The sequence below is a fragment of the Mesorhizobium sp. ORM8.1 genome (genome assembly GCF_053005525.2).
Window position 1 is genome coordinate 4480978 of sequence record NZ_CM132600.1, and the last position, 22052, is coordinate 4503029.

General features: G+C 63.4%; 30 protein-coding genes. 15 read left to right on the plus strand and 15 right to left on the minus strand.

Features of this window, described 5'->3' with window-relative positions:
* Positions 1 to 34: 34 nt before the first annotated feature.
* Positions 35 to 289 (plus strand): Stf0 family sulfotransferase, encoded by a 255-nt coding sequence (locus ACVDG8_RS22515; protein ID WP_455707853.1) that lies wholly within the window; start codon positions 35 to 37, stop codon positions 287 to 289.
* A gap of 23 nt (positions 290 to 312) precedes the next feature.
* Here the strand turns inward: ACVDG8_RS22515 and ACVDG8_RS22520 are convergent, their stop codons facing one another.
* The 4 genes from ACVDG8_RS22520 to ACVDG8_RS22535 form a co-directional block, all read right to left on the minus strand.
* Positions 313 to 2646 (minus strand): response regulator, encoded by a 2334-nt coding sequence (locus tag ACVDG8_RS22520; protein ID WP_447256678.1) that lies wholly within the window; start codon positions 2644 to 2646, stop codon positions 313 to 315.
* Positions 2647 to 2817: 171 nt separating this feature from the next.
* Complete coding sequence (locus ACVDG8_RS22525; protein ID WP_447256679.1) at positions 2818 to 3036, minus strand: tautomerase family protein; 219 nt, start codon at positions 3034 to 3036, stop codon at positions 2818 to 2820.
* A gap of 25 nt (positions 3037 to 3061) precedes the next feature.
* Complete coding sequence (locus ACVDG8_RS22530; protein WP_447257413.1) at positions 3062 to 3958, minus strand: SDR family oxidoreductase; 897 nt, start codon at positions 3956 to 3958, stop codon at positions 3062 to 3064.
* Positions 3959 to 4026: 68 nt separating this feature from the next.
* On the minus strand, positions 4027 to 4761 hold the full coding sequence (locus ACVDG8_RS22535) for an SDR family oxidoreductase (protein WP_447256680.1): 735 nt from the start codon (positions 4759 to 4761) through the stop codon (positions 4027 to 4029).
* A gap of 104 nt (positions 4762 to 4865) precedes the next feature.
* Between ACVDG8_RS22535 and ACVDG8_RS22540 the strand changes: the two genes are divergently transcribed.
* Complete coding sequence (locus ACVDG8_RS22540; protein WP_447256681.1) at positions 4866 to 5759, plus strand: LysR family transcriptional regulator; 894 nt, start codon at positions 4866 to 4868, stop codon at positions 5757 to 5759.
* A 23-nt stretch (positions 5760 to 5782) separates the two neighbouring features.
* Here the strand turns inward: ACVDG8_RS22540 and ACVDG8_RS22545 are convergent, their stop codons facing one another.
* Positions 5783 to 6700, minus strand: a complete 918-nt coding sequence (locus ACVDG8_RS22545; RefSeq protein ID WP_447256682.1) for a polyprenyl synthetase family protein — start codon at positions 6698 to 6700, stop codon at positions 5783 to 5785.
* 127 nt (positions 6701 to 6827) lie between these two features.
* On the opposite strand from ACVDG8_RS22545, the gene ACVDG8_RS22550 reads away from it, so the two are divergent.
* The 3 genes from ACVDG8_RS22550 (at position 6828) to ACVDG8_RS22560 (ending at position 8560) form a co-directional block, all read left to right on the plus strand.
* A complete protein-coding gene (locus ACVDG8_RS22550; protein WP_447257414.1) occupies positions 6828 to 7535 on the plus strand; it encodes a biosynthetic peptidoglycan transglycosylase in 708 nt (235 codons plus the stop codon).
* Between the two features lie 154 nt (positions 7536 to 7689).
* A complete protein-coding gene (gene rpmF / locus ACVDG8_RS22555) occupies positions 7690 to 7872 on the plus strand; it encodes a 50S ribosomal protein L32 (protein WP_006203806.1) in 183 nt (60 codons plus the stop codon).
* 286 nt (positions 7873 to 8158) lie between these two features.
* Entirely contained in the window at positions 8159 to 8560 is a 402-nt protein-coding gene (locus tag ACVDG8_RS22560; RefSeq protein WP_447256683.1) for a hypothetical protein, read from the plus strand.
* A 33-nt stretch (positions 8561 to 8593) separates the two neighbouring features.
* On the opposite strand, the gene ACVDG8_RS22565 is transcribed toward ACVDG8_RS22560, so the two are convergent.
* Positions 8594 to 9112, minus strand: coding sequence for a winged helix-turn-helix transcriptional regulator (locus ACVDG8_RS22565; protein ID WP_447256684.1), 519 nt, complete (start codon positions 9110 to 9112; stop codon positions 8594 to 8596).
* A gap of 91 nt (positions 9113 to 9203) precedes the next feature.
* Here ACVDG8_RS22565 and ACVDG8_RS22570 point away from each other — a divergent pair, with 91 nt between their 5' ends.
* From ACVDG8_RS22570 to ACVDG8_RS22595, 6 genes are all read left to right on the plus strand, one after another.
* Positions 9204 to 10025, plus strand: a complete 822-nt coding sequence (locus ACVDG8_RS22570; RefSeq protein ID WP_447256685.1) for an alpha/beta fold hydrolase — start codon at positions 9204 to 9206, stop codon at positions 10023 to 10025.
* 88 nt (positions 10026 to 10113) lie between these two features.
* A complete protein-coding gene (locus ACVDG8_RS22575) occupies positions 10114 to 10770 on the plus strand; it encodes a glutathione S-transferase family protein (protein WP_447256686.1) in 657 nt (218 codons plus the stop codon).
* Positions 10771 to 10776: 6 nt separating this feature from the next.
* The gene (locus ACVDG8_RS22580; RefSeq protein WP_447256687.1) at positions 10777 to 11115 is read left to right on the plus strand and encodes an ArsR/SmtB family transcription factor; all 339 of its coding nucleotides are present in this window, start codon (positions 10777 to 10779) and stop codon (positions 11113 to 11115) included.
* A complete protein-coding gene (locus ACVDG8_RS22585; RefSeq protein ID WP_447256688.1) occupies positions 11115 to 11588 on the plus strand; it encodes an SRPBCC family protein in 474 nt (157 codons plus the stop codon). Before ACVDG8_RS22580 ends, ACVDG8_RS22585 begins: the two co-directional genes overlap by 1 nt.
* Positions 11589 to 11639: 51 nt before the next feature.
* Positions 11640 to 12014, plus strand: coding sequence for a nuclear transport factor 2 family protein (locus ACVDG8_RS22590; RefSeq protein ID WP_447256689.1), 375 nt, complete (start codon positions 11640 to 11642; stop codon positions 12012 to 12014).
* A gap of 18 nt (positions 12015 to 12032) precedes the next feature.
* A complete protein-coding gene (locus tag ACVDG8_RS22595) occupies positions 12033 to 12494 on the plus strand; it encodes an SRPBCC family protein (RefSeq protein ID WP_447256690.1) in 462 nt (153 codons plus the stop codon).
* A gap of 52 nt (positions 12495 to 12546) precedes the next feature.
* Here the strand turns inward: ACVDG8_RS22595 and ACVDG8_RS22600 are convergent, their stop codons facing one another.
* From ACVDG8_RS22600 to ACVDG8_RS22610, 3 genes are all read right to left on the minus strand, one after another.
* Complete coding sequence (locus ACVDG8_RS22600; protein ID WP_371013195.1) at positions 12547 to 12822, minus strand: ArsR/SmtB family transcription factor; 276 nt, start codon at positions 12820 to 12822, stop codon at positions 12547 to 12549.
* A 32-nt stretch (positions 12823 to 12854) separates the two neighbouring features.
* On the minus strand, positions 12855 to 14102 hold the full coding sequence (locus ACVDG8_RS22605; protein ID WP_447256691.1) for an MFS transporter: 1248 nt from the start codon (positions 14100 to 14102) through the stop codon (positions 12855 to 12857).
* Positions 14103 to 14183: 81 nt separating this feature from the next.
* Positions 14184 to 14378 carry a DUF1192 domain-containing protein gene (locus ACVDG8_RS22610; protein ID WP_447256692.1) on the minus strand — a complete coding sequence of 65 codons (195 nt, stop codon included), beginning with the start codon at positions 14376 to 14378 and terminating at the stop codon, positions 14184 to 14186.
* Between the two features lie 207 nt (positions 14379 to 14585).
* Here ACVDG8_RS22610 and ACVDG8_RS22615 point away from each other — a divergent pair, with 207 nt between their 5' ends.
* From ACVDG8_RS22615 to ACVDG8_RS22625, 3 genes are all read left to right on the plus strand, one after another.
* Positions 14586 to 15596 (plus strand): NAD(P)H-quinone oxidoreductase, encoded by a 1011-nt coding sequence (locus ACVDG8_RS22615; protein WP_447256693.1) that lies wholly within the window; start codon positions 14586 to 14588, stop codon positions 15594 to 15596.
* Between the two features lie 334 nt (positions 15597 to 15930).
* On the plus strand, positions 15931 to 16071 hold the full coding sequence (locus ACVDG8_RS22620; protein WP_447256694.1) for a DUF1127 domain-containing protein: 141 nt from the start codon (positions 15931 to 15933) through the stop codon (positions 16069 to 16071).
* Positions 16072 to 16430: 359 nt separating this feature from the next.
* Positions 16431 to 17123: a DUF1013 domain-containing protein gene (locus tag ACVDG8_RS22625; protein ID WP_447256695.1), complete on the plus strand. Its 693-nt coding sequence runs from the start codon at positions 16431 to 16433 to the stop codon at positions 17121 to 17123.
* 166 nt (positions 17124 to 17289) lie between these two features.
* Here ACVDG8_RS22625 and ACVDG8_RS22630 read toward each other — a convergent pair whose 3' ends face one another.
* The 3 genes from ACVDG8_RS22630 to ACVDG8_RS22640 form a co-directional block, all read right to left on the minus strand.
* Entirely contained in the window at positions 17290 to 18009 is a 720-nt protein-coding gene (locus ACVDG8_RS22630) for a helix-turn-helix transcriptional regulator (RefSeq protein ID WP_027166621.1), read from the minus strand.
* Between the two features lie 73 nt (positions 18010 to 18082).
* Complete coding sequence (locus tag ACVDG8_RS22635) at positions 18083 to 18493, minus strand: hypothetical protein (RefSeq protein ID WP_447256696.1); 411 nt, start codon at positions 18491 to 18493, stop codon at positions 18083 to 18085.
* Between the two features lie 208 nt (positions 18494 to 18701).
* The gene (locus tag ACVDG8_RS22640; RefSeq protein ID WP_447256697.1) at positions 18702 to 18866 is read right to left on the minus strand and encodes a hypothetical protein; all 165 of its coding nucleotides are present in this window, start codon (positions 18864 to 18866) and stop codon (positions 18702 to 18704) included.
* Positions 18867 to 19065: 199 nt separating this feature from the next.
* Between ACVDG8_RS22640 and ACVDG8_RS22645 the strand changes: the two genes are divergently transcribed.
* A complete protein-coding gene (locus ACVDG8_RS22645; protein WP_447256698.1) occupies positions 19066 to 19227 on the plus strand; it encodes a hypothetical protein in 162 nt (53 codons plus the stop codon).
* Between the two features lie 14 nt (positions 19228 to 19241).
* Here ACVDG8_RS22645 and ACVDG8_RS22650 read toward each other — a convergent pair whose 3' ends face one another.
* The 3 genes from ACVDG8_RS22650 to ACVDG8_RS22660 form a co-directional block, all read right to left on the minus strand.
* A complete protein-coding gene (locus ACVDG8_RS22650) occupies positions 19242 to 19964 on the minus strand; it encodes an SGNH/GDSL hydrolase family protein (protein WP_447256699.1) in 723 nt (240 codons plus the stop codon).
* A 67-nt stretch (positions 19965 to 20031) separates the two neighbouring features.
* Entirely contained in the window at positions 20032 to 20772 is a 741-nt protein-coding gene (locus tag ACVDG8_RS22655) for a DUF899 domain-containing protein (RefSeq protein WP_447256700.1), read from the minus strand.
* 184 nt (positions 20773 to 20956) lie between these two features.
* The gene (locus ACVDG8_RS22660; protein WP_447256701.1) at positions 20957 to 21982 is read right to left on the minus strand and encodes a class I fructose-bisphosphate aldolase; all 1026 of its coding nucleotides are present in this window, start codon (positions 21980 to 21982) and stop codon (positions 20957 to 20959) included.
* Positions 21983 to 22052: the final 70 nt, after the last annotated feature.

The window sequence follows — 22052 nt, forward strand, 5'->3', positions numbered from 1 at the left end:
GCCTGCGCAGGAGGCGCAGTATGATTTCCAGCGGATCGGGCGCGAGTTTGCGGAGCTTGAGGCCTATGACGACGCCTGGAATGCGTGGTTCGTTGGGCAAGGCATAACGTCGCTCCGGATCGGTTATGACCGCCTCGCAATCGATCCGGCGGCGACGTTGATATCGATCTGCGGGGCCTTGGGCGTGCAACCGCCGAACGTCGAGGATGTCAGGCCCGGCGTGGCGAAGTTGGCCGACGCAATCAGCCTGGACTGGATGCGCCGCTATCGGCTCGACGCAGCCGTTTGACGCGGTTTTCCGTCCAGAATTGCCTAAGCCGTCTTCGCGGTCACCGTTTCGCTGAGCCAGGTGCCGATCTTGGCGCCGAGGCGGTCGGGCGAGACCGGCTTCGGCAGATAGTCGTCCATGCCGGCCTCGATGCATTTTTCGCGGTCGCCTTTCAGCGCATGCGCGGTGACGCCGATGATCGGCGTGTGGGCGCCGCTCTGCTCCTCGCTGGCGCGGATGGCGCGCGTCGCCTCATACCCGTTCATCTCCGGCATCGAGACATCCATCAGCACCAGGCGCGGGCGCAGCGAGCGGTACATCTCGACCGCAGTGCGGCCGTTGCTGGCGATGCGGTAGCTGAGGCCGAAGCCGTTGAGGATCTGGCCGAAAACCAACTGGTTCACCTCATTGTCCTCGGCGATCAGGATGTCGATGGGGCCGATCGGTGCCGCGATCGATTCCGGCGCCGGCGGCACGGGCACCGCCGGTCCTCGAATGACGGTGAAGGCGGGAGGCTGCGGCGCATGGGCGACCGGCTCGCGCACGAAATGCGCCTTGCCGCCCTGCGTGCGCGCCTTCTGGATGGCGGAAATCACGGTGCCGAGCAGCACCGCCGAGCGCGCCGGCTTGGTCAAATGCGCGACGATGCCGAAATCGATCACCATCCTGCCGAAATCGACCTGGTCGACCGAGGTGAGCAGCACCACCGGGATCGCGGCCAAACGACTGTCGGCGGAGAGGGCTCTCGCGACATCGGCGCCGTTCATGCCGGGCATCTGGTAGTCGAGGACGATGCAGTCGACCGTGGCGCCGAGTTGGCAGGCGCGGTCGAGGAAGGCGAGGCCAACCGCGCCGCTTTCGGCGGCCGCGCAGTCGAAGCTCCAGCTTCTGAGCTGCTCCAGCAGGATCTCGCGATTGACCGGGTTGTCGTCGATGACCAGCACGCGGGCGCCGGTGACGTCGACCGGCACCAACTCGTCTCGCGTCTGCTGCTTGTCCACCGGCAGCGGCACGGCGAACCAGAAGACCGAGCCGCGGCCGATCTCGCTCTCGACACCGATCTTGCCGCCCATCAGGTCGACAAGGCGGGCCGCGATCGCCAGGCCAAGGCCGGTGCCTTCGTGACGGCGGGTCGAGGAGCCGTCGACCTGCGCGAATTTCTCGAACACGTTCTGCAGCTTTTCGGCGGGAATGCCGATGCCGGTGTCCTCGACGCGGACCTTGAGCTGGACGACACCGTCGACGACATCGCCGCCGACGTCGATCAGCACATGGCCCTTCTCGGTGAACTTCACCGCATTGCCGAGCAGGTTGGTGACGATCTGGCGGAAGCGGCCGGCATCGCCGACGATGAAGGCCGGCAGGCGCGGATCGACGCGCACGATGAGTTCCAGGTTCTTTTCGGCGACACGCGCCGATACCAGCGTCGCCACGTCCTCGACGGCTTCCGCCAAGCGGAAGGGGTGCGGGTCGAGCGTCAGCTGGCCGGCGTTGATCTTCGAGAAGTCGAGGATGTCGTTGATGATGGTCAAGAGCGCGTTGCCGGATTTGACGATGACATCGGTGAATGTCTTCTGGCGCGGCGTCAGCTCGGTCTTGGCCAGCAGCTCGGCCATGCCGAGCACGCCGTTCATCGGCGTGCGGATCTCATGGCTCATATTGGCGAGGAATTCGGACTTGGCGCGGTCGGCGGCCTCGGCCTTGAACAACGATGCGGCGGTTTCGGCAAAGGCGCGGCGGATCGCTTTTTCCATCGGCCGGAAGATCCACAGCGCGGCGATGGCAAGCACGGCAAACAAAAGGCCGCTTGCCCAGAGCAGCAGCCGGTCGCTGGACGCATCGGCGAGGCGGCGCTCTTCGTCGAACGCGGTGCGCACGCGCACCAGCACCGGTTGGGCGAAGAGGTCGTTCTGGTTGCGGATTTCACGGTAGCTCCATTCGTCGACCTTCTGAGCCACCGACATCAGGTTGAAGTTGCGCACCATATCCCGCGCCGACCAGAACAGGTCGCCGTTCACCGAAGCGGAGTCGAGTTCGTTGACGGTGTTGCGCGACAGGCGCGACCTGATCGCGGCAAGTTGCGCGTTGAGGGTGTCGATCTCGCCCGTCAGGCGTTCGGCATGACCGCGCGCGGCGATCGTCAACGCATCGCGCGTCTCGGCCCGCCAGGCCGTCCCGGTCGTCTCGGCGAAATTGGTGGCGTTGCGCAGGTCACGGGCAAAGATGACGAAATTGCCGCTGAGGGCATCGACCTCGTGGCGGTAGGTGTTGACGCGGTTCAGCGCAAACATCACGGCGGCCGAAGCCAGCGCGAAGATCAGCAATCCTGAAATGTAGCGGATCCGGATCGACCGGAGAAAGGACGAGTATTCCGGCATGCGCAACCCCAACACATACGCACAATTTTAATGGCCGGGATTACGCTTCATTTACATTAAGATTTCGTTGGCGCCGTCGTAGTGACGAAGTGTCCGCGAACGAAAGCAGCACACCGTCCTGCGTTCGCTCGAAAGGGCGAGCCACTCGACAAGCGGCTCGCCCTGTTCAAATCAGGCGACGTCCTTGGCCCGATAGGCATCGGGGAGGATGAAGACTTCGTCGGCGCGGCCGTAACCGCCGTCAGGGACTTCCTCGATCAGAACCATGGAATGAGCACGCGCGCTCTCGCCGAAATAGTCGACGAACATCTGCGTGGTCCTGTGGATGAGGTCTTCCTTCTGCGCCTTGGTGAGGGCGGCCTGTGGCGTCTTGAAGTTGGCAAAGGGCATTTTGGGGTTCCTTTCGGCTTGAGTCTTATCGGGATGGATGGAGAAGGTCGGCGAGGCCGATGCGCTCCAGAAGCTGCGCACGGACGCGGTCGGCGACACCGTTGACGATGGTCGAGCCGTCATCGGACGGATCGATATGGACACGAAACGGCCGACGGCCATGCGGCATCGCGACGAGATCGACGATGGCTTGCGCGACTTCCGAAGGATCGGCATCGGCGGGTTCCAGGCCGGAAAGGCCCTTGAGCGCCTTGTCGTCGACGCCGGCATAAGGGCCCGACCAATAGGCGTCGGCGCGTTCAGTGTCGGCGGGCTTGCCGGAATGAGCGAAATGCTCCGTGCCTTTCGTGAATGCGCCCGGCACCACGATGGTCGTCTCGATGCCGAAACGGGCGAGTTCCAGCGCATAGCTCTGCGCCAGCGCATCCATGCCGGCCTTGGCGGCGAAGTATGGCGCGAGGAACGGAGGCGTGCCGCCACGCGTGCTGCTCGATCCGACCCATATCATAAGGGCCTGGCCGAGCGAGCGCATATGCGGAAGCACCGCACGGTTGACGCGCTGGGTGCCGACGACATTGACGTCGTAGAGCGCTGCCAGTTGCTCCGGCGTGAAGGCTTCGACCGGCCCGAACACCATATGGCCGGCATTGTGGATGACGACGTCGATCCTACCCGCTTCCGCGAGGATGGTCTTGACGGCTGCCTCGATCGACGGTTCCGACAGGACGTCGAGCGCGATGGCGCTGATCGCCAGCTTCTCCTCGCGGGCCAGCCTTTCGATTTCGGCCGCCGCGGCGCCGCCACGCGCCTGCGGATCCCGCATCGAGGCGTAGGCCCGGTGACCGGCTTGTGCGAGCGCCTTAGCCGTCATGGCGCCGAAGCCGCTCGACGCGCCGGTGATAAGAATTGTCTGCTGCATAATAGCCTCTGTCTCTTTTCTTGCGCAAATTCCGGTCGCAGAACCGCTGGGCGTTTTTGCTGGAATTGCTTTTAGATCGCGCCGCCATTGGCGCGGATGACCTGGCCGTTGACCCATTGGCTGTCCGGGCCGGCGAGGAAGGCGACAAGTCCGGCGATGTCATCGGGCTGGCCAAGGCGGCCGAGCGGAATGAGTTTGGTTATCGCCTCGATTTGCTCGGCGCTCTTGCCGTCGGTGAAGAGTTCCGTATCGACCGGGCCGGGCGCGACGGTGTTGACCGTGATGCGGCGCGGGCCAAGTTCCTTGGCCAGGATATGCGTCATGGCTTCGACGCCGGCCTTGGTCGCGGCATAGACGCCATAGGTCGGCTGGTAGAAGCCTACGACACTTGAAGAAAAGTTGATGATCCGTCCGCCATCGTTCAGGCGCAGTGAAGCTTCGCGCATGCCGCGGAACGGTCCGCCGAGATTGACGGCGAGCTGCCGTTCGAACTCAGCGTCGCTCATTTGCGCAATCGGCGACAGCTTCATCATGCCGGCGTTGTTGACGAGGATGTCGGTGCCGCCGAAAGCCTTTTCGGCCGCATCGAACAAAGCGGCCATGCCGGACGGCTCACCGATGTCGGCCTGGACCGCAATGGCGGTGCCGCCGGCGGCTTCGATGGCCGAGATGACCTCGTCTGCGGCATCCTTGCCGCGCGCATAGTTGACGATGACGGCAATGCCGTCCCGGGCGAGGCGTTTGGCGACCGCCGCGCCGATGCCTCTCGATGCGCCTGTGACGATAGCTGTTCTGGCCTTCTGCATGATCAATCTCCGTTCGTTGTTGTGAAGCGGATATAGGCCACGGCTTCATCCGGATAATCAGCCGCCTATTGACAGCAGTATTCGGGTGAAGCGAACAATCGGTCATGGATCGACTCGACAGGATGCGGCTCTTCGTGCGCGTGGTGGAGCGGCGCAATTTCACCGCGGCGGCGGCCGATCTCGGCCTGCCGCGCTCGACCGCGACCGAAGCGATCAAGCAGCTGGAAGATCATCTGGGGACCCGGCTGCTGGACCGGACCACGCGCCATGTCGCCACGACGCCAGACGGGCAGGCCTATTATGAGCGCTGCCTTTCGATCCTCGGTGAAGTCGAGGATGCAGAGGCTGGGTTCCGCAGCGCCGAGCCGCGCGGCCTGTTGCGCATCGACGCGCATCCGCTGCTCACGCAGCGGTTTCTGCTGCCGGATTTGCCGGCCTTCCTCGAACGCCATCCGCAGGTCGATCTGCATATCGGCCAGGGCGACCGGCTGGTCGACCTGGTGCGCGAAGGCGTCGATTGCGTCATTCGCGCGGGCGAGCCGCAGGACAGCGGCATGATCATGCGGCGGCTGGCGACGATGAGCGAAACCACCTGTGCCAGCCCGCTCTATCTGAAGCGCCATGGGATGCCGGCGTCGCCTGACGCGCTGGAAGGTCATCAGGCCGTCGGTTTCGTCTCGTCGCGCACCGGCGAAATCCTGCCGCTGGAATTTACGGGCGGCGGGAAAGTGCATCAGGTGACGCTGCCTGGACGCGTGAGGGTCAACAATTCGGACACCGCGGTGGCGTTGGCGCGCCTGGGTTTCGGGCTCCTGCAGGCGCCACGCTATCGGCTGGACAAGGATCTGGCGGACGGAACGCTGGTCGAGGTTCTGGGGGATTTCCCGCCAACTCCGACGCCGCTGTTCGCGCTCTATCCGCAGAACCGGCAGCTCGCGCCGCGGCTGCGCGCTTTCCTGGAATGGGCGTCGCGCATTTTCGCCGAGGCAAGGCTTTGAGGGCGGATCGACTGTCGTCGATCTCAGCTGTTGCGCGTCGCCACGAATGTCGCGGCGGCTTTGAGCATCCCCGCCTGCTCGCCATAGGGGTCGAGCAGCGCGTGCGCCTGGTCGATGAGGCCGTGGAGCTGCTCGCGCGCCCAGTCGGGGCCGTGCAGCGAGGCAAGCGTCGCCTTGCCGGCGGCGGCGTCCTTGTTGGTCGCCTTGCCCATCTGCTTGGCGTCGGCGGTGAGGTCGAGCAGGTCGTCGGCAAGCTGGAAGGCAAGGCCGATCGCCGAGCCGAACTCGGCCAGCCTTTCGCGATCCGGAGGCGCGGCGCCGGCAACGATCGCGCCGGCCTCGCAGGCAAAGCGGATCAACGCGCCGGTCTTCATCGCTTGCAGGCGGATGATGCCGGTCTCGTCAGGCCGCCCGCGTTCTGCCTCGATGTCGAGCACTTGACCGCCGACCATGCCGCCGGCGCCGGCGGCGCGGGCGAGCGCCAGAACGAGCGCTGCCCGGCGTTCGGCCGGCAGTGCCGTCGCCTCATCGGCGAGGATGTCGAAGGCCAAGGTCAGCAGCGCGTCGCCGGCCAGGATCGCGGTCGCCTCGTCAAAGGCCTTGTGCACCGTCGGCTGGCCACGGCGCAGATCGTCATTGTCCATCGACGGCAGGTCATCGTGGATCAGCGAATAGCAATGCACGCATTCCAGCGCCGCGGCGACACGAAGTGCGGCCTCGCCATCGGCCGAAAACAGGGTCGCACTTTCCATCACCAGGAACGGGCGCAGCCGCTTGCCGCCGTTGAGTACGCCATGGCGCATGGCGGCCATCAGGCGCTTGGGCCGTTCGATCTCGCCCGACAGCGGCCGCGCTTCGAGGATTTGCCTGAGCTCACCCTCGACGGCGGCAGCGCGCACAAAAAGCGCGGTTTCGAAGGCGGTTTGATCGTCTTTCAGCATGGCCGCGACCGGTAGCCGACACTCAGACATTGCGCAAGCAGCGCGCGCCTTTATGCCGAAGGGTGCTTGACACGGGTGGGGCGGCTTGTCGGAACCGATCGTCGAACATGAAAGCGAAGGGCTGGATATGGCGCGGCCGCGGCGTCTGAACCGCGCCGGTCTGAAGCGCATCGGCCGGCGTTGCCTGGTCGTTGCAATCGTGCTGGCCGCTATTCCGGCCATCCTCACCTTCCTCTATCTGCCGTCCTTCGTGCATCCGATCTCGACGCTGATGATCAAGGACCTCGTGACCTTCTCCGGCTACGACCGGCGCTGGGTGTCGATCGACGACGTGGCGCCGGTGCTGGCGCATTCGGTGATCATGTCGGAGGACGGGCAGTTCTGCTTCCATCGCGGCGTCGACCTCGGCGAATTGCGCGGCGTGGTCGACGATGCGCTGGCCGGCGAGGCGACGCGCGGCGCCTCCACCATCACCATGCAGACGGTGAAGAACCTCTTCTTGTGGTCACGGCCGCTGGGCAGCGTGCGCAAGGTGGTCGAACTGCCTTTGGCTGTCTATTTCGACGCGGTGATGTCGAAGCGCCGCATCATGGAGATCTATCTCAACATCGCCGAGTGGGGACCGGGCATCTACGGCATCGAGGCCGCCGCCCAGCATCATTTCGGCATCTCGGCCAAGCAATTGTCGCGCCGGCAGGCGGCGCTGCTCGCCGTCAGCCTGCCCAACCCGATCGCGCGCAATCCGGCCAAGCCGGGGCCCGGTTTACGGCGTCTGGCCTCACTGATTGAACGGCGCGCTGGACGTTCAGGCGCCTATGTAGGCTGTCTCGATTAGGGCGAAGCGGCGCCGGCTCAAAAAATTTCGCGGCCAGCGCTGGCCAAAACGGCGCAAGGCGTGTATAGGCAGCCGACTTTCTCAGATTATGGCCTCGATGCGGCCCTTTCGCGAGGGTTGTCGAGGCATTTTGACCATGTAGTGGAGCATATCCATGGCCGTTCCAAAAAGAAAAACCTCTCCGTCGAAGCGCGGCATGCGCCGCTCGGCCGACGCTCTCAAGGCCCCGACCTATGTCGAGGACAAGAATTCCGGCGAAATGCGCCGTCCGCATCACATCGACCTGAAGACCGGCATGTATCGCGGCCGCCAGGTTCTGGAGCCGAAGGAAAGCTGAGAAGCTTCCACGGTTGTGACGTTTCGAAGGACCGGCCTGTGGCCGGTCTTTTTGTTTTTGGCTACTGCTCGCGCGCGATGGCATCTCATCGCCACCTCCGCGCGCCGACGACGTCAAGCGGCAAAGGTTGTACCACCACGGACATGAGGGCGCGATATCAGCCGGGCAACCGGCTGACATCGTTATTTCATTAGGTCTTACAGCGTGTTCGACGCAGCACTCGAAAAATCTTGACGGCGTGCTCGCGCCGCATTCTACAAAATGGGTGCCCATTGGAGACGCCCAGATGTTTGGTGCCATCCCGCTGCTGATCGTGCCTTTCGTCCTCTACAATCTCGGACTGCTCGGCCTGTTCGGCGGTGGCGACGATCCGTGGATGACCGAGATGTTCTCGTTCCGCATGATGTCGGGCGGTGTCTTCTCGATGACGCTCGGCGACCTGATGGTGCTGATCGGGCTGATCTTCCTGTTCGTCGAGATATCAAAATCGGTGCGCACCACCAATGCCTCGATCATGGATCATCTGTTGTCGACGCTGGTCTTCATCGCCTTCCTGGTCGAGTTCCTGTTGGTCAAGGGCGCCGCGCACTCCGTCTTCTTCACGCTGATGGTGATCGCGCTGTTCGACGTGCTAGCCGGATTTTCGGTGTCGATGCGGTCAGCCAGCCGGGATATAAACTTAAACTAGGGCACATCCTGCGACGTGCCGACCTTTACGCCGTCAGCCTGCAACCGCCTCGGCTTTTCTGGCGACCACGGCTAGGTAAGCCGCCTGCAGTTGTTGCCGTACGCCTGGCGTTCCGGGCGGCGTCTTCAGCGGCAAGCCAAGATGCTCGTGTCGCAGCTCGTCCATGAACTGCTCCCATAGCGCGGGGCCGCCTTTTTCCAGCAGCTCGGCGCGGATCGAAAGCTCCTCGCTAACCGGCAGCCAGACGCGCCCCCAGGCGCCGAGATGCGCCATGATCGGCACCAGCGTGATCGCCATCTCGGTCAGGCTGTAGATCGCCTTCTGCTTGTGGCTCGGGTCGTCGGCCTTGGTCAGCATGCCGAGCTCCATCAGCCGCTTCAGCCGGTCGGCCAGGATGTTGGAGGCGATGCCCTCGATCGAGCCGTTGAGCAGCTCGCGGAAATGGCGCCTGCCGCCAAAGATCATGTCGCGCAGGATGATCAGGCTCCAGCGGTCGCCAAAGACCTCGAGCGACAGATTGATCGGGCAGCCGGACCGGTGCTCGGTTTTCATGACCATCTCCAAAAAACCAGTTGCATTATGATATCAGTTTGATTATCGTGCAACTGATTGCAAAACGCAACTGGTTGGAGGAGTATCGACCATGTCGGCACCACGCCCGGAAATCGTTTCGCAGACGTTCGGCGACTCTACCAATCCGGCAATCCTGCTGGTCATGGGCGCCATGGCCTCGATGCTCTGGTGGCCCGAAGCGTTCTGCCGGCAGCTCGCCGGGCGCGGCCGCTTCGTCATCCGCTACGACAATCGCGATACGGGCCTGTCGACGAAATACACGCCCGGCGCGCCGCCCTACACATTCGAGGACATGGTGGACGATGCCGTGCGCGTGCTCGACGACCATGGTGTCGCCAAGGCGCATGTCGTCGGCATGTCGATGGGCGGGATGATCGCGCAGACCGTTGCGCTCAAATATCCGGCGCGCGTCACTGCGCTCACCGTGATCTCCAGCTCACCTCTTGGCGTCGATACGTCGGGCCTGCCGGGAATGACCGCGGCCTATGGCCGGCATGCGGCGGAAGGCGGCGACGTCGATTGGTCCGATCGGACCCAGGTGCTTGCCTATATGGCCAAGGATGCGCGCGCGCTCGCCAGCACTTTGCACCCGTTCGATGCGGACCGGGCACAGGAGTTGATCGAGGCCGACTATGAGCGCTCAGGCGGGTTCGTCAGCGCGACCAACCATTTCGCGCTGAAGGGAGGCGGTCCCAAGCGCGGCGTAAAGGACCTCGCTGTGCCAGTGCTGGTCATCCATGGCACGTCCGACCCGATCTTCCCGGTCGAGCATGGCGAAGCACTTGCCAGGGCCGTTCCCGGCACCAGGCTGGTCAAGGTCGAAGGCGGGGGTCACGAGCTGCATCCCGACGACTGGCGGCAGATCATTGAAGCCATCGCGGTACATGGCTGACAGCCGTCCTTGACGTGGTGAGCGTATCGCAATAGTTAAGTATTTACTTCAGTGTTGATCGAAAGCCCGACGACAAAGAAAGCTAAAAATGTCCCTGACGTTGCATTTCCACCCATTGGCTTCGTTCTGCTGGAAGCCGCTGATTGCGTTCTACGAGAACGAAACGCCGTTCAAGCCGGTCATTGTCGATCTCGGCGACGAGGCGTCGCGATCGGCTTTCCTGAAGGTATCGCCGACCGGCAAGATGCCGGCGTTGCGCGACGATGCGCGCGGCCGCACGGTGCTGGAATCGACCATCGTCATCGAGTATCTGGCCGCGCATTATCCTGGGCCGATCGCGCTCGTTCCCGACGATATCGATCTTGCCCTGCAGGTCCGCCAGGCCGACCGCTTCTACGATTTCTACGTGCAGGCGCCGATGCAGAAGATCGTCGGCGACAGGCTGCGGCCGCAGGACAAGACCGATCCGTTCGGGGTCGAGGAGGCGCGTGCGCAGCTGCGCAATGCCTATGACATCATCGAGAGGGACATGAAGGAGAAAACCTGGGCGGTCGGCGAGGCCTTCAGCATGGCCGACTGCGCGGCTTCGCCGGCGCTGTTCTACGCCAACAAGGTTGAACCCTTCGGCGACAGGTTCCCGGCGGTGAAGCGTTTCCATGACCGCCTGCTGGCGCGCCCGTCCTTTGCGCGTGTGGTCGAGGAGGCGCAGCCCTATTTTAAATTCTTCCCCTACAACAACGGCTAAAGCGCCATGCTGCACGATCCCGCCCAGCTCGACCTGATGTTCCAGGCGCTCGCCGATCCGGCGCGGCGCAGCATGGTGGAGCGGTTGTCGCGCGGACCGGCTTCAGTCAGCCAGCTGGCCGAGCCGCTGGCGATGTCGCTGTCTGCGGTCGTCCAGCATCTCAACATGCTCGAGGCGAGCGGCCTGGTGCGGACGCAGAAAGTCGGCCGGGTGCGGACCTGCCAGATCGAACCGAAGGCGCTCAAGGCCGCCGAGCACTGGATCAACGAGCGGCGGCTCTCCTGGGAGCGCCGGCTCGATCGCCTGGGCGATTTCCTGGCCGAAACCGATGAAGGGAAAGACTGATGACCGAAAGTTCCGTCACCCATGCAACCATCGTGCTGGAGCGCGTCTATGACGCTTCACCGGCGCGGGTGTTCAAGGCTTTCGCCGATCCGGCGGCGCGCACCCGCTGGGGCACGCCGTCACCAGCTGTCGAGCTGGTCTACGACAAAGCGGATTTCCGCAACGGCGGTCTCGACGTAAGCCGGTGCGGGCCGCGCGGCAAGCTCATCTACCGCGTCGAGACGCGTTATCTCGATATCCAGGAGGAGCATCGCATCATCACCACGGAGGTCGTCTCCGAAGGATGGCACAGGCTTTCCGTTTCATTGATCACTGTCGAATTCCATGCCGAGGGGCCGTCGACGCGACTGGTGCTGACAGACCAGATCACGGCGCTCGGCGGCAAGGACATGATCGCCGGCAGTCGAGAGGGATTGAGTGGCGCATTGGATAATCTGGCCGCCGAACTAAGGCGCCAGCCCATAGAGGCATAAGACGCCATCCGGCCCGCATATTCGCGGGCATTGAAGCAAAGGAGAAAGACCATGCCTGCCAAAAGCAGAGCGGAGCTGATCCGTGGCTATTTTGCCGCCTACCAGACGAACAAGCGTGACGTCGTCGCGGCCATACTGACCGACGATTTCACCTTCACCAGCCCTTATGACGACGCCATCGACAGCGCGACCTATTTCGCGCGCTGCTGGCCGAAAAGCCCGGTGTTCCGATCGATGGCGATCGAGCGGATCTGCGAGGAGGATGACGCGGCTTTTGTCCTCTACCGCTGCGAGACGCTGGACGGAAAGACCTTCCGCAACACCGAACTGCACCTGTTCGCAGGTGACAGGCTTCGCACCGTCGAAGTCTATTTCGGCGCCACCTATCGCGACGGCGCCTTCGTCCCGCGACCGCAGTCGACCTGACCAACGAGGAATCAGTCAATGACCGAACGATCCGTCGTCCATTCCACCTTCATCATCGAGCGCGTCTATCCGCAGGCGCCGGCCAAGGTCTATTTCGCCTTGACCGACGCCGAGGCCAAAAGGCGCTGGTTTGGCGATCCGTCAAATCCACAGCGTGACAGCTATCGCATGGATTTCCGTGTCGGCGGCCAGGAGGTCAACAGCGGCGGTCCGAAGGACGGACCGCTGCACACCTACACCGCCACCTACCTCGACATCGTGCCGAACGAGCGCCTCGTCTACAGCTATGACATGCTGTTCGGCGACACGCGCATCTCGGTGTCGCTGGCGACGATGGAGCTGCGACCGGAAGGCACCGGCACGCGGCTGGTGCTGACCGAGCAAGGCGCGTTCCTCGACGGACACGACACATCGGCAACGCGCGAACACGGAACGAACATCCTGCTCGACATGCTGGGCAAGGCGCTGGTAGCGGGCTGACATACTGGCGCTGTACCGATCGCAAGCTGGCAACCGGTATAGATCCCCAAGATCATTCTCCGGGCGATACTTCCCAGAACTGGTCGAGCCAGATGTTGAGCCTGAGGAAGCCGGCGGTGCTGACGGTGTAGACGCGCCTGGTGCCTTCGGCCTTGGCGTTGACCAGGCCGGCGTCGAGCAGGACTTTCAAATGCTGGGAAACGGCGGGGCGTGACACAGGCAATCCCGCCGCCAATTCGTTCACCGTCTTCGGGCCGCGCCGGAGTTCTTCCAAGAGATAGCGCCGGTTGGGATCGGCTATCGCCATGAAGGCGTCGGAAAACATCATGCCTTTATTTGTGAGGCAAAGTCTTCAGAATCTCAACTATTGGTTTCAACCTTTCTGCGCGGATCGAGCCGCAGGGCTTCGGGCGTGACCGCGCGCTCGGAAGGCTGCGTCTTAAAGGCATCGCGATTCTCGATCGGCACCGGCGCGCGGGCGCGGATGCGCAGCAGCGTGTAGCCGGCGAGGCTGAGATGGGCGAGCGCGGTTGCAAGGAATAGCCCCTCCGGACGCACCCATCCCATCAGGGCGGCGGCCAGCAACGGGCCGATCATCGTGCCGAAGCCGTAGAGCAGCAACAAGCCGCCTGAAACCTTGACGAAATCCTCAGACCGCGCGTGGTCATTGGCGTGCGCCACGGCGATCGAATAGAGCGTGTAGGCAAAGGCACCGTAGGCGGCCGTCAGCACGATGACGAAAATGCCCGAGCGAGGCGCAATCACGAAGACCAGGATCGCGACCAGCGCGGCGCCAAAGGCGGCGCCGGCGAGCACGAAGCGGCGGTCGGTTGTGTCGGAAAGCCGTCCGGCCGGAAGCTGCATGGCGGCGCCGGCGACGACCACAAGGCTCATCATCAGCGCGATCTCGGCCGTCGAAATGCCGATGCGGGCGCCGTAGACCGCGCCCAGCGTGCCCCAGGCGCCATTGGCGATGCCGATCAGCAGGCAAGCCACCGCCGACACCGGCGAATTGGCGTAGAGGCCTTTGACGTCGAGCTTGACGTCCTGCAGCGGCTTCGGGGTCGATTGCGTCGATACGGCGGTCGGGATGAGCGAGAGGCAAAACAGGATGCCGGTGATCATGAACAGCGAGGCCGACCTGACATCGCCGCCGGCAACGATCATCTGGCCGCCCATGATCGAGGCATAAGTGACCATCATATAGAGGCCGAAGACGGTGCCGCGGTTCTCATTGGTGGCCTTCTCGTTCAGCCAGCTCTCGATGACCATGAAGGCGCCGGCCATGGTGAAGCCGGTGAAAGCGCGCAACGCGATCCAGAAATATTCATCGATGATCAGACCGGTGAGCAGCGCCACGATGGCGCCGGACGCGGCGAAGGCGCCGAAGGCCCGGACATGGCCGGCGCGGCGCACCAGGCGCGGCGCAAAGAAGCAGCCGGTAACGAAGCCACCGGCCCAGGCCGTCCCCATCAGGCCGAGCGAGGCGGTCGAAAAACCCTCGATCTGCCCGCGCAGCGGCAAAAGCAGGCCGTGCAGGCCTGAAGCCGCCAGCAGGAACGCGGTGCCGCGCAGCAGCGAGAGGATCGGTCGGTAGGTTGCAAACATCGCTTGATCCGGGTTCGGGCGCAGGTGTCTGAAGACAAGCGTATTGGGGCTTTTCGGCGGCGGCATTCCAGGTCGGCGCGGCTATCCGCGGCGGAACAGCGCGTCCGCGGCGGACTTGGTGGCGCCCTTGGCCGAGCGCTCGGCTTCCAGCCGCGCTATCTCGTCGCGCAGGACTGCAATGCGCTCGGACAATTCGTCGACGGAGAGCAGCGACAAATCCTGGCCGATCTCGTGCGGACGCTGCTTTTTCCTGGGTTCGTCGTCGAAGATCGCCATCGTCGCTCCTCCTTTTTGGCCATTTGCCTGACTTGCCGATCAGCATACATAGAGCAATTCCGGGAAAAGTGCGTAGCGGTTTTCCGTCCGGAATTGCGTAAGAACAGAGTTGGAGTGGTCTAGCGTTTCGGCAAACGCTAGACCGGTCCGGCAGGGGCGCCGATGCAAATGTCCGGTGAAAGACCGGCACGAGGAGACGGGAAAAATATGGCAAGCGGACAGAAGCTACCGGAAAAGATGACGGCCATCGCGATCTCGCAGCCAGGCGGCCCCAGGGTGTTGAAGGCGGAAATGCGCGATGTGCCCGTGCCCGGTCCCGGCGAGGTGCTGATCCGCGTGCACGCGGCAGGCGTCAACCGGCCGGATGTGCAGCAGCGCAAGGGCGCCTATCCGCCGCCGCCGGGCGCCTCGGACCTGCCCGGCCTGGAGGCGTCGGGCGAAGTGGCAGCGCTCGGCGACGAGATCTCGCGCTGGCGCATCGGCGACCGGGTCTGCGCGCTGACGCCGGGCGGCGGCTATGCCGAATATGTCAAGGTGCATGCCGGCAGCGTGCTGCCGTTGCCGGCCGGCTTCACGCATACAGAAGCTGCGGCTGTGCCCGAAAACTACTTCACGGTATGGCACAATGTGTTCGAGCGCGGCGGCCTGAAGAAGGGCGAGACGCTGCTTGTGCATGGCGGCTCGTCAGGCATCGGCACGACGGCGATCCAGCTGGCCTCGGCCTTTGGCGCCTATGTCATCACCACCGCCGGCAGCAAGGAGAAATGCGACGCCTGCCTGAAGCTCGGCGCCGATCGGGCGATCAATTATCGCGAGCAGGATTTCGTCGCCGCGGTCAAGGATGCCACCGGCGGCAAGGGCGCCGACGTCATCCTCGATATGGTTGGCGGCGATTATGTCGCGCGCAACTATGAGGCTGCGGCCGTGGAAGGGCGCATCGTGCAGATCGCCGTGCAGGCCGGCGCGGTGGCCAGCGCCGATTTCTCCAGGATCATGGTCAAGCGCCTCACCCACACCGGGTCGACGCTGCGGCCGCGCACCGTGGAATTCAAGGCGGCGATCGCCGCCGCGCTCGAGGCGCAGGTGTGGCCGCTGCTCAGCACGCGCAAGGTGGCTCCGGTCATGGACATGATCTTTCCGCTGACCGAAGCCTGGCGGGCGCATGAGCGGATGGAAGACGGCGAGCATATCGGCAAGATCGTCCTCGACGTCGGCTAGGATGGGGTCGATATTCAGGTGAAGCCGGCCTGCAAATGGTGGTTTCCTGCGCTTCCGGCCTTCGCCGGCCGAAGCCCTCGTAAGAGTCTCCGCCCTAAGAAGGCTACGGCCGGCGTAGGCCGGTTCTCGGGATCAGCCCTTCTCGGCGCGGCCTGACCTGAATCTCAACACATCTCGGCTAAGCGCGCGTCCCCAGTTCCAATCTGAACGAAGCCTTAATGCTGCAATGCACAAAACGCATTGCGGCCATGCAAAGACGTCTGTTCATTTCATGGGCAGGACTGCCTATCTAAGCGCCATCGAAACGATTTGATCCACCGAATGGAGGAATACCATGAACCCGATCCGCGCTTTCCGTAACTGGCGTATGTACAACGAAACCGTGCGCGAGCTGAACAAGCTCAATGCTCGCCAGCTCAGCGACCTCGGCATCAGCCGCGCCGACATCGAGCGCATCGCCCGCCAGGCGATTTAACCAAAGGACAGCCCGACCGTAAGGCCGGGCCGCCCTGTCAAAGCAGAGCCGTCGAGACGCTTGCTTTGTCTCCGGTTTCGAGCCCGCTGGACCCAGTCCAGCGGGTTTTGTCTTTTCTAAGGGGTTAAAAGCGCGTCGTGTCGAAGCAGCTTCGAGCGATGCGTTTCAAGTCTTTATTTTAGGCATGTCGTTCCCCCAAAACCGCCGCGCGCTTTTGGGCGACATGCATTTTCCGGCCCGTGCCCAAAAATATTGCGAAATCCTGACGGAGCGTTTATACAGGCCGCGAATTTCCCATTTTGGTGGCTCTAAAACCACCGCCCGCGCGGGAACGCGGGCGAACGAGAAGGATTTTTGAAATGGCCAATAGTCTGCTGATGCCCAAGGCGACCGCCGTCTGGCTGGTCGACAACACCGCGCTCTCGTTCGAGCAGATCGCGCAGTTCTGCGGGTTGCATCCGCTGGAAGTGAAGGCGATCGCCGATGGCGAGTCCGCGCAAGGCATCAAGGGCATGGACCCGATCATGACCGGACAGCTGACGCGCGACGAGATTGCGCGCGCAGAGCAGGACGCCAACCACCGGCTGAAGCTGTCGGACCCCAAGGTGCGAGTGCCGGAATCCAAGCGCAAGGGTCCGCGCTACACGCCGCTTTCGAAGCGCCAGGATCGGCCCAATGCCATTCTGTGGCTAGTGCGCAACCATCCCGAACTCAAGGATGCCCAGATTTCGCGGCTGGTCGGCACCACCAAGTCGACGATCGAGCAGATCCGCGAGCGCAAGCACTGGAACTCGGCCAACCTGCAGCCGATGGATCCGGTGACGCTGGGTCTGACCTCGCAGATCGACCTCGACCTCGAAGTCAACCGCGCCTCGCGCGGCCGCGAACAGGCGCAGCCTGTCGGCGATACGCTGCTGCCGGCGGCGCTGACCGAGCGGCTGGTGCCGGCACCGGAGAAGCCGAAGGACGAGGACGCCGAACTCGACGCCAACGCCGTCTTCGCCAAGCTCTCGGCGCTGAAGTCGAAGGACAAGGATGAAGACGAGGAGTGAGCGCTGTTACCTTCTCCCCTTGTGGGAGAAGGTGGCGCCGCAGGCGACGGATGAGGGGTGCTCCAGGGAACGCCGACGTCTCATTCCGCTGGAACACCCCTCAACCGTCTCGGCGCTGCGCGCCGATCCACCTTCTCCCACAAGGGGAGAAGGAGAAAGGCCGGTATCACGTCCGCGCGGCGCGGTCGGGGGCCATTCCGTAATCCTCTGAGCGCTCGACGGCACGGTAGAAATCGGCGAGCTGCTTGCCCCGTTCGGGCTTGAAGATGCGGCCGGCGATGACCACCGAGGCGATGCGGTCGATGCGGAAGGCGCGGAAATCGTCGCGCATCTCGCACCAGGCGACCAGCGTCCACACCTTGCCCCAGAACCACAGGCCGAGCGGCCTGATGTCGCGCGCGGTGCCGCGGCCGGCCTCGTCGGAATAGTCGATGGTCAGCACCTGGCGCTTTTCGACGGCACGCTCGATCAGGTCGATGGCTTCCCGCGCGGCGTCGCTCACCACCCACATCGGCGTGTGGATCTCGGTGCGGGCGATGCGGTCCTTCTCGGTATCGGGCAGCACCGCGCCGATCTTGACCAGCGCCTCGTCGGCGGCCCTTGCCATTGCCGCGCCGCCAAAGGCGCGCACCATTCGCGCGCCGGCAACCAGCGCCACGATCTCGTCACGTGTAAACATCAACGGCGGAAGGTCGAAACCCTCCCTCATCATGTAGCCGACGCCTGCTTCTCCGTCGATCGGCACGCCGGTCGACTGCAGGTCGGCAATGTCGCGGTAAATGGTCCGCTCGGAAACCTCGAGCCAGGTCCCCAGCTTCTGCGCGGTGACCAGCCGGCCACCCCGCAAATGCTGTACGATCTGGAAAAGCCTGTCGGCGCGGCGCATCGATTTCTCCCTCGACTTTATTTCTATGCATGTCGTGGTCCCAAAACCGGTATCCACTTTTGGGCGACATGCATTATGGCTTCAGCCCTTCGCGCTTGCGCTGCGCGGCGACGAATTTGGCACCGAAGGACAATTTGCCCGTCGTCGGCGTGTCGGCATCCAAGACACGCCAGAACGGCGCGATGTCGCTTAATGCCATGCCGCGTTCAAAATCCTCATGAGCGGCCTCGGCAACGGTGCGCAGATGATAGCCGATGGTGACCGGACATGTCACTTCGGCGCCGTGTTCAAGGGCAAGTGCTGTCCGCAGCGCACGGACGTCCATCTCCACGCCTACCGGAATGGCGCGGATGAAATCGTCGACCTGCCGCGCCGTCGGCACCAGCATCGGCTGGCCCTCGACGACATCGCCGACCGTGCGCGGCGACGGCTTGATGCCGTTGCCACCTGGCGTGTTCAGCTTGTCGTTCCAGCTTTTCACCATACGAAAGCCACTCTCATGGGCGGACACAAATTGCCGCCGCCAGCGTCGAAGCTGCCCTAATTATCGCAGTCCTCCTGACAACATACTGTCAGGAGGCTGCAGCAGGGCAGCTGGAAACGGCGGCAATTTTCCTGAAACGCGGTATTTCCCATCGCCATTACATCTGGGCCCGACCTGGTCTCTATCCAAGTCGTGCCCTTGAAAAATTTCAGTGCCCGCGCACGCGGCCATCATAAAGGTCCGGCCAGCCGATGTCCTTGCGGATGTCCGCGGGCAAGGTATTGAGAAAACGCTGGGTGCGGATTTCGTTGCGCACCGTGCGGATCTTGCCGACGTAATTCTGTACGCTGCGCAGGATGGTAGAACCGTTCATGACCTTGCTCCTCTTCTTTGATGAGAGGAGTATCGCACACCCTCCTGACAGCAGTCTGTCAGGAGGATGGCAGGTGGTTCGAGAAAGCGTGGCGGGCCTGCCGGGCCTGGAGCGCTTGGCGCTCTGTCAGGAGCATTTGCTCGCCGGGCCGGCGCGAGAACCGCTTTGACAGCCGCCCGCGATGCTGGTCAAAGGCGGCATGACGAAACTTCTCGCCCTTGTCATCATCGGCATCATGCTGATCCAGGTCATCAAGCCGATCGGCTGGCCCGGCTTGAAGCGGCGTGGCGATTTCTGGAAGCTGGCGATCCTGGCCATGGCAGCGATTTCGCTTGCCGCCGTGCTTGGCCATTGGACCTAGAGGTACGAGATACCTCAACGCACGTCGCCAAGCACAGACCCCAACAGATGCCCGGCCCAGGCGCGATAGCCCGCTTCGGAAGCGTGGAAGCCGTCGGAAGCAAAACCGGCCTCGGGATTGATGATCGGCAGGCGTGGGGCGGGCACGGCGCCGCGCTCGTTGCAAAGTCGCACGCCCATCTTGTTCACCTCGGCGGCGCGGATTTCGAGGATCTTGCCGAGCAAGGGCGGCATTGCCGGCGCACGGGTAAATTCCAGCACCGGCGACCAGACCACGCGGGCTTCCGGCCACTTGGCGCGCAGCGCATAGAGCAGGCCGCCGAAGTCCTTCTTGAAGCGCGGCACGGAGTGGAAGTTCTTGGTGTCGTTGGTGCCGATGGCGAGAACGATATGCGTCCACGGATCGGCCGACAGATTGGGCAGGACGTAATCGCGGATCTGCCCTGACGTCGCCGAATTGAAGCCGGCGGCGCGCCAGCGCACGGCTTGGCCGGTCCGTTCAGCAATCAACCCGGCGAGCTGCGCGGCAAGCCCATATTCGGATTGCTCGATGCCGACGGAGGCGGCCGAAGAATCACCCAGGACCAGCAACGAGACCGCTGGCGTCCTGCCGGCGATCTCATGCATGACCGGGCCTTGCGCCGGCAGCATGCGGCCGGTGCGGCGGCGCACGCCAAGGCCCTGCCAGACATAGACCGGGAAGGCGAGCCAGGTGAGGAGGGCAAGCAGGCGCTGCATGGCGTTTCCGTACGAGTGTCGCAAAATCCATTAGCGCATGTTTGGACCGGCGTGAACGACCCGCCGTTTACGCGCAGCAGTCCTGCTGATCCTTGCCCTTGTCCTGATATTCGTCGTGGAGGCGAACCCAGTCCATCAGGCCATGATAGGGACCGGTCTCATCGCGGCCCTTCGGCGTCATGTCGAGATAATGATAAGCGCCGATCAAGGCATCGCCACCGCGGGCGCGCGACAGGAAGGTGAGGAAGATGTCGCCGCACTCATTGCGATAGAAGACGCTGGTGCCCGGCAGGTCCTTCGAGCGCAGCGGACGCTTCTCGAAATTGTAGGTGGTGTCGCCCGCCGCGATCTGCTTGTCGGTGAAGGAGACCTGCAGGTCGAAGTTGAAGTCGGACGCATAGGACGACAGCCAGTCGAACTTCCAGCCCATGCGCTGCTTGTAGGGCAGGATCTCGGCCAATGGCGCGCGTGAGATGACGACCAGCGAAACGTCATGGTGCTTCAGATGCTGGTTGGCGCCATCGATATGGTCGGCCAGGAACGAGCAGCCCTCGCAGCGGTGATCGGAGCCCGGCGTCATCATGAAATGGTAGACGATGAGCTGGCTCTTGCCGGCAAACAACTCGGCGAGGCGCTTCGGACCCTGCTCGCTCTCGAAGACATAGTCCTTACGGAGCTTGAACCAGGGCAATTGCCGCCGCTCGGCGGCAACGCGGTCGCGCAGCCGCGTCAGCTCCTTCTCGCGCTCGAGATGCTTTCGGTGCGCCTCGAACCAGTCCTCGCGCGAAACAACGGCATTGCGATGCATGATCATCTCCTGTCCTCTCCTGCCAAGGACGTTCGACATGGGCGCGATCCGACATCATCGCCGCCGTTTCGATGATTCAATTGGGAATGCCGTCGGCCAAAAGCAAAACCCGGGCCTCAAGCCCGGGTTTTTAGAGCCAGAGCGTTTCACCGTTTCCTGGAATTGCTCCAGAAGAACGATGGCTTCAGGCGGCCTTTTCCAGGGCCGGTTTCCATTTCCCGAGCGCTGCGAGATGGTTCATGTGGGCGCGGTGGGTGAAGGCGGCCTGGCCGGCTGCAACGTTCGAGGCCTTGCCGCTCCACGCCTTCTGCGGGGCCGCCTGCAAGGCACGGCCATAGGAGAAGGTCAGCTTCCAGGGATGCGGGCCGATGGCGTTGATGGCGTTGAGGTTGGCTGTCGCCTCTTCGTCCTCCTGGCCGCCTGACAGGAAAGCAATGCCCGGTACCGCCGACGGCACCACTTGGCGGAACAGTTTGATCGTCTTTTCGGCGATTTCCTCCGGGCTGTCCGTCTTGCCCGACTTCTTGCCCGAGATGATCATGTTCGGCTTCAGTATCGAGCCTTCCAGCACGACGCGCGCGGCGTAAAGTTCGTCATAAAGCTTGACCAGCGTCGCCTTGGAGACGTCGTAGCAGGTGTCGATCGAATGGGCGCCGTCCATCAGTACTTCCGGCTCGACGATCGGCACGATGCCGGCCTCCTGGCAAAGCGCGGCATAGCGGGCCAAAGCATGGGTGTTGGAGGCAATCGAATTGGCCGAGGGCACGCCCTTGTCGGTGTCGATGTCGATCACCGCGCGCCATTTGGCGAAACGGGCGCCGAGCTTGTAATAGTCGGTCAATCGTTCGCGCAGGCCGTCGAGGCCCTCGGTGATGGTGTCGCCGGGAAAACCGGCCAGCGACTTGGCGCCGAGGTCGACCTTGATGCCCGGAATGGAACCGGAAGCCTTGATGATGTCGACCAGCGGCGTGCCGTCGGCGGCCTTCTGGCGGATCGTCTCGTCATAGAGGATGACGCCGGAGATGTATTTCGTCATCGCGTCCTTGGCGCGGAACATCATCTCTCGGTAGTCGCGCCGGCTGTCGGCGGTCGATTCGACGCCAATGACGTCGAAGCGCTTCTTGATGGTGCCGGAGCTTTCATCGGCGGCCAACAGGCCCCTGCCGCCAGCCACGATCGCGGCGGCAATATCTTCGAGACGTTCGCTCATTGGTGCTCTCCTTGACGGGGTTGGTTCCGCGCTTGGCGGAACTCTACCGCCAAAGGAATGGCGTCGAAAA

Bases quoted from the DNA above. Each gene is read 5' to 3' on its own strand.
- ACVDG8_RS22520 (WP_447256678.1), bottom strand. From the start codon at position 2,646: ATGCCGGAATACTCGTCCTTTCTCCGGTCGATCCGGATCCGCTACATT.
- ACVDG8_RS22525 (WP_447256679.1), bottom strand. From the start codon at position 3,036: ATGCCCTTTGCCAACTTCAAGACGCCACAGGCCGCCCTCACCAAGGCG.
- ACVDG8_RS22535 (WP_447256680.1), bottom strand. From the start codon at position 4,761: ATGCAGAAGGCCAGAACAGCTATCGTCACAGGCGCATCGAGAGGCATC.
- ACVDG8_RS22540 (WP_447256681.1), top strand. From the start codon at position 4,866: ATGGATCGACTCGACAGGATGCGGCTCTTCGTGCGCGTGGTGGAGCGG.
- ACVDG8_RS22545 (WP_447256682.1), bottom strand. From the start codon at position 6,700: ATGCTGAAAGACGATCAAACCGCCTTCGAAACCGCGCTTTTTGTGCGC.
- ACVDG8_RS22550 (WP_447257414.1), top strand. From the start codon at position 6,828: ATGGCGCGGCCGCGGCGTCTGAACCGCGCCGGTCTGAAGCGCATCGGC.
- rpmF (WP_006203806.1), top strand. From the start codon at position 7,690: ATGGCCGTTCCAAAAAGAAAAACCTCTCCGTCGAAGCGCGGCATGCGC.
- ACVDG8_RS22560 (WP_447256683.1), top strand. From the start codon at position 8,159: ATGTTTGGTGCCATCCCGCTGCTGATCGTGCCTTTCGTCCTCTACAAT.
- ACVDG8_RS22565 (WP_447256684.1), bottom strand. From the start codon at position 9,112: ATGAAAACCGAGCACCGGTCCGGCTGCCCGATCAATCTGTCGCTCGAG.
- ACVDG8_RS22570 (WP_447256685.1), top strand. From the start codon at position 9,204: ATGTCGGCACCACGCCCGGAAATCGTTTCGCAGACGTTCGGCGACTCT.
- ACVDG8_RS22575 (WP_447256686.1), top strand. From the start codon at position 10,114: ATGTCCCTGACGTTGCATTTCCACCCATTGGCTTCGTTCTGCTGGAAG.
- ACVDG8_RS22580 (WP_447256687.1), top strand. From the start codon at position 10,777: ATGCTGCACGATCCCGCCCAGCTCGACCTGATGTTCCAGGCGCTCGCC.
- ACVDG8_RS22585 (WP_447256688.1), top strand. From the start codon at position 11,115: ATGACCGAAAGTTCCGTCACCCATGCAACCATCGTGCTGGAGCGCGTC.
- ACVDG8_RS22590 (WP_447256689.1), top strand. From the start codon at position 11,640: ATGCCTGCCAAAAGCAGAGCGGAGCTGATCCGTGGCTATTTTGCCGCC.
- ACVDG8_RS22595 (WP_447256690.1), top strand. From the start codon at position 12,033: ATGACCGAACGATCCGTCGTCCATTCCACCTTCATCATCGAGCGCGTC.
- ACVDG8_RS22600 (WP_371013195.1), bottom strand. From the start codon at position 12,822: ATGATGTTTTCCGACGCCTTCATGGCGATAGCCGATCCCAACCGGCGC.
- ACVDG8_RS22605 (WP_447256691.1), bottom strand. From the start codon at position 14,102: ATGTTTGCAACCTACCGACCGATCCTCTCGCTGCTGCGCGGCACCGCG.
- ACVDG8_RS22610 (WP_447256692.1), bottom strand. From the start codon at position 14,378: ATGGCGATCTTCGACGACGAACCCAGGAAAAAGCAGCGTCCGCACGAG.
- ACVDG8_RS22615 (WP_447256693.1), top strand. From the start codon at position 14,586: ATGGCAAGCGGACAGAAGCTACCGGAAAAGATGACGGCCATCGCGATC.
- ACVDG8_RS22620 (WP_447256694.1), top strand. From the start codon at position 15,931: ATGAACCCGATCCGCGCTTTCCGTAACTGGCGTATGTACAACGAAACC.
- ACVDG8_RS22625 (WP_447256695.1), top strand. From the start codon at position 16,431: ATGGCCAATAGTCTGCTGATGCCCAAGGCGACCGCCGTCTGGCTGGTC.
- ACVDG8_RS22630 (WP_027166621.1), bottom strand. From the start codon at position 18,009: ATGCGCCGCGCCGACAGGCTTTTCCAGATCGTACAGCATTTGCGGGGT.
- ACVDG8_RS22635 (WP_447256696.1), bottom strand. From the start codon at position 18,493: ATGGTGAAAAGCTGGAACGACAAGCTGAACACGCCAGGTGGCAACGGC.
- ACVDG8_RS22640 (WP_447256697.1), bottom strand. From the start codon at position 18,866: ATGAACGGTTCTACCATCCTGCGCAGCGTACAGAATTACGTCGGCAAG.
- ACVDG8_RS22645 (WP_447256698.1), top strand. From the start codon at position 19,066: ATGACGAAACTTCTCGCCCTTGTCATCATCGGCATCATGCTGATCCAG.
- ACVDG8_RS22650 (WP_447256699.1), bottom strand. From the start codon at position 19,964: ATGCAGCGCCTGCTTGCCCTCCTCACCTGGCTCGCCTTCCCGGTCTAT.
- ACVDG8_RS22655 (WP_447256700.1), bottom strand. From the start codon at position 20,772: ATGCATCGCAATGCCGTTGTTTCGCGCGAGGACTGGTTCGAGGCGCAC.
- ACVDG8_RS22660 (WP_447256701.1), bottom strand. From the start codon at position 21,982: ATGAGCGAACGTCTCGAAGATATTGCCGCCGCGATCGTGGCTGGCGGC.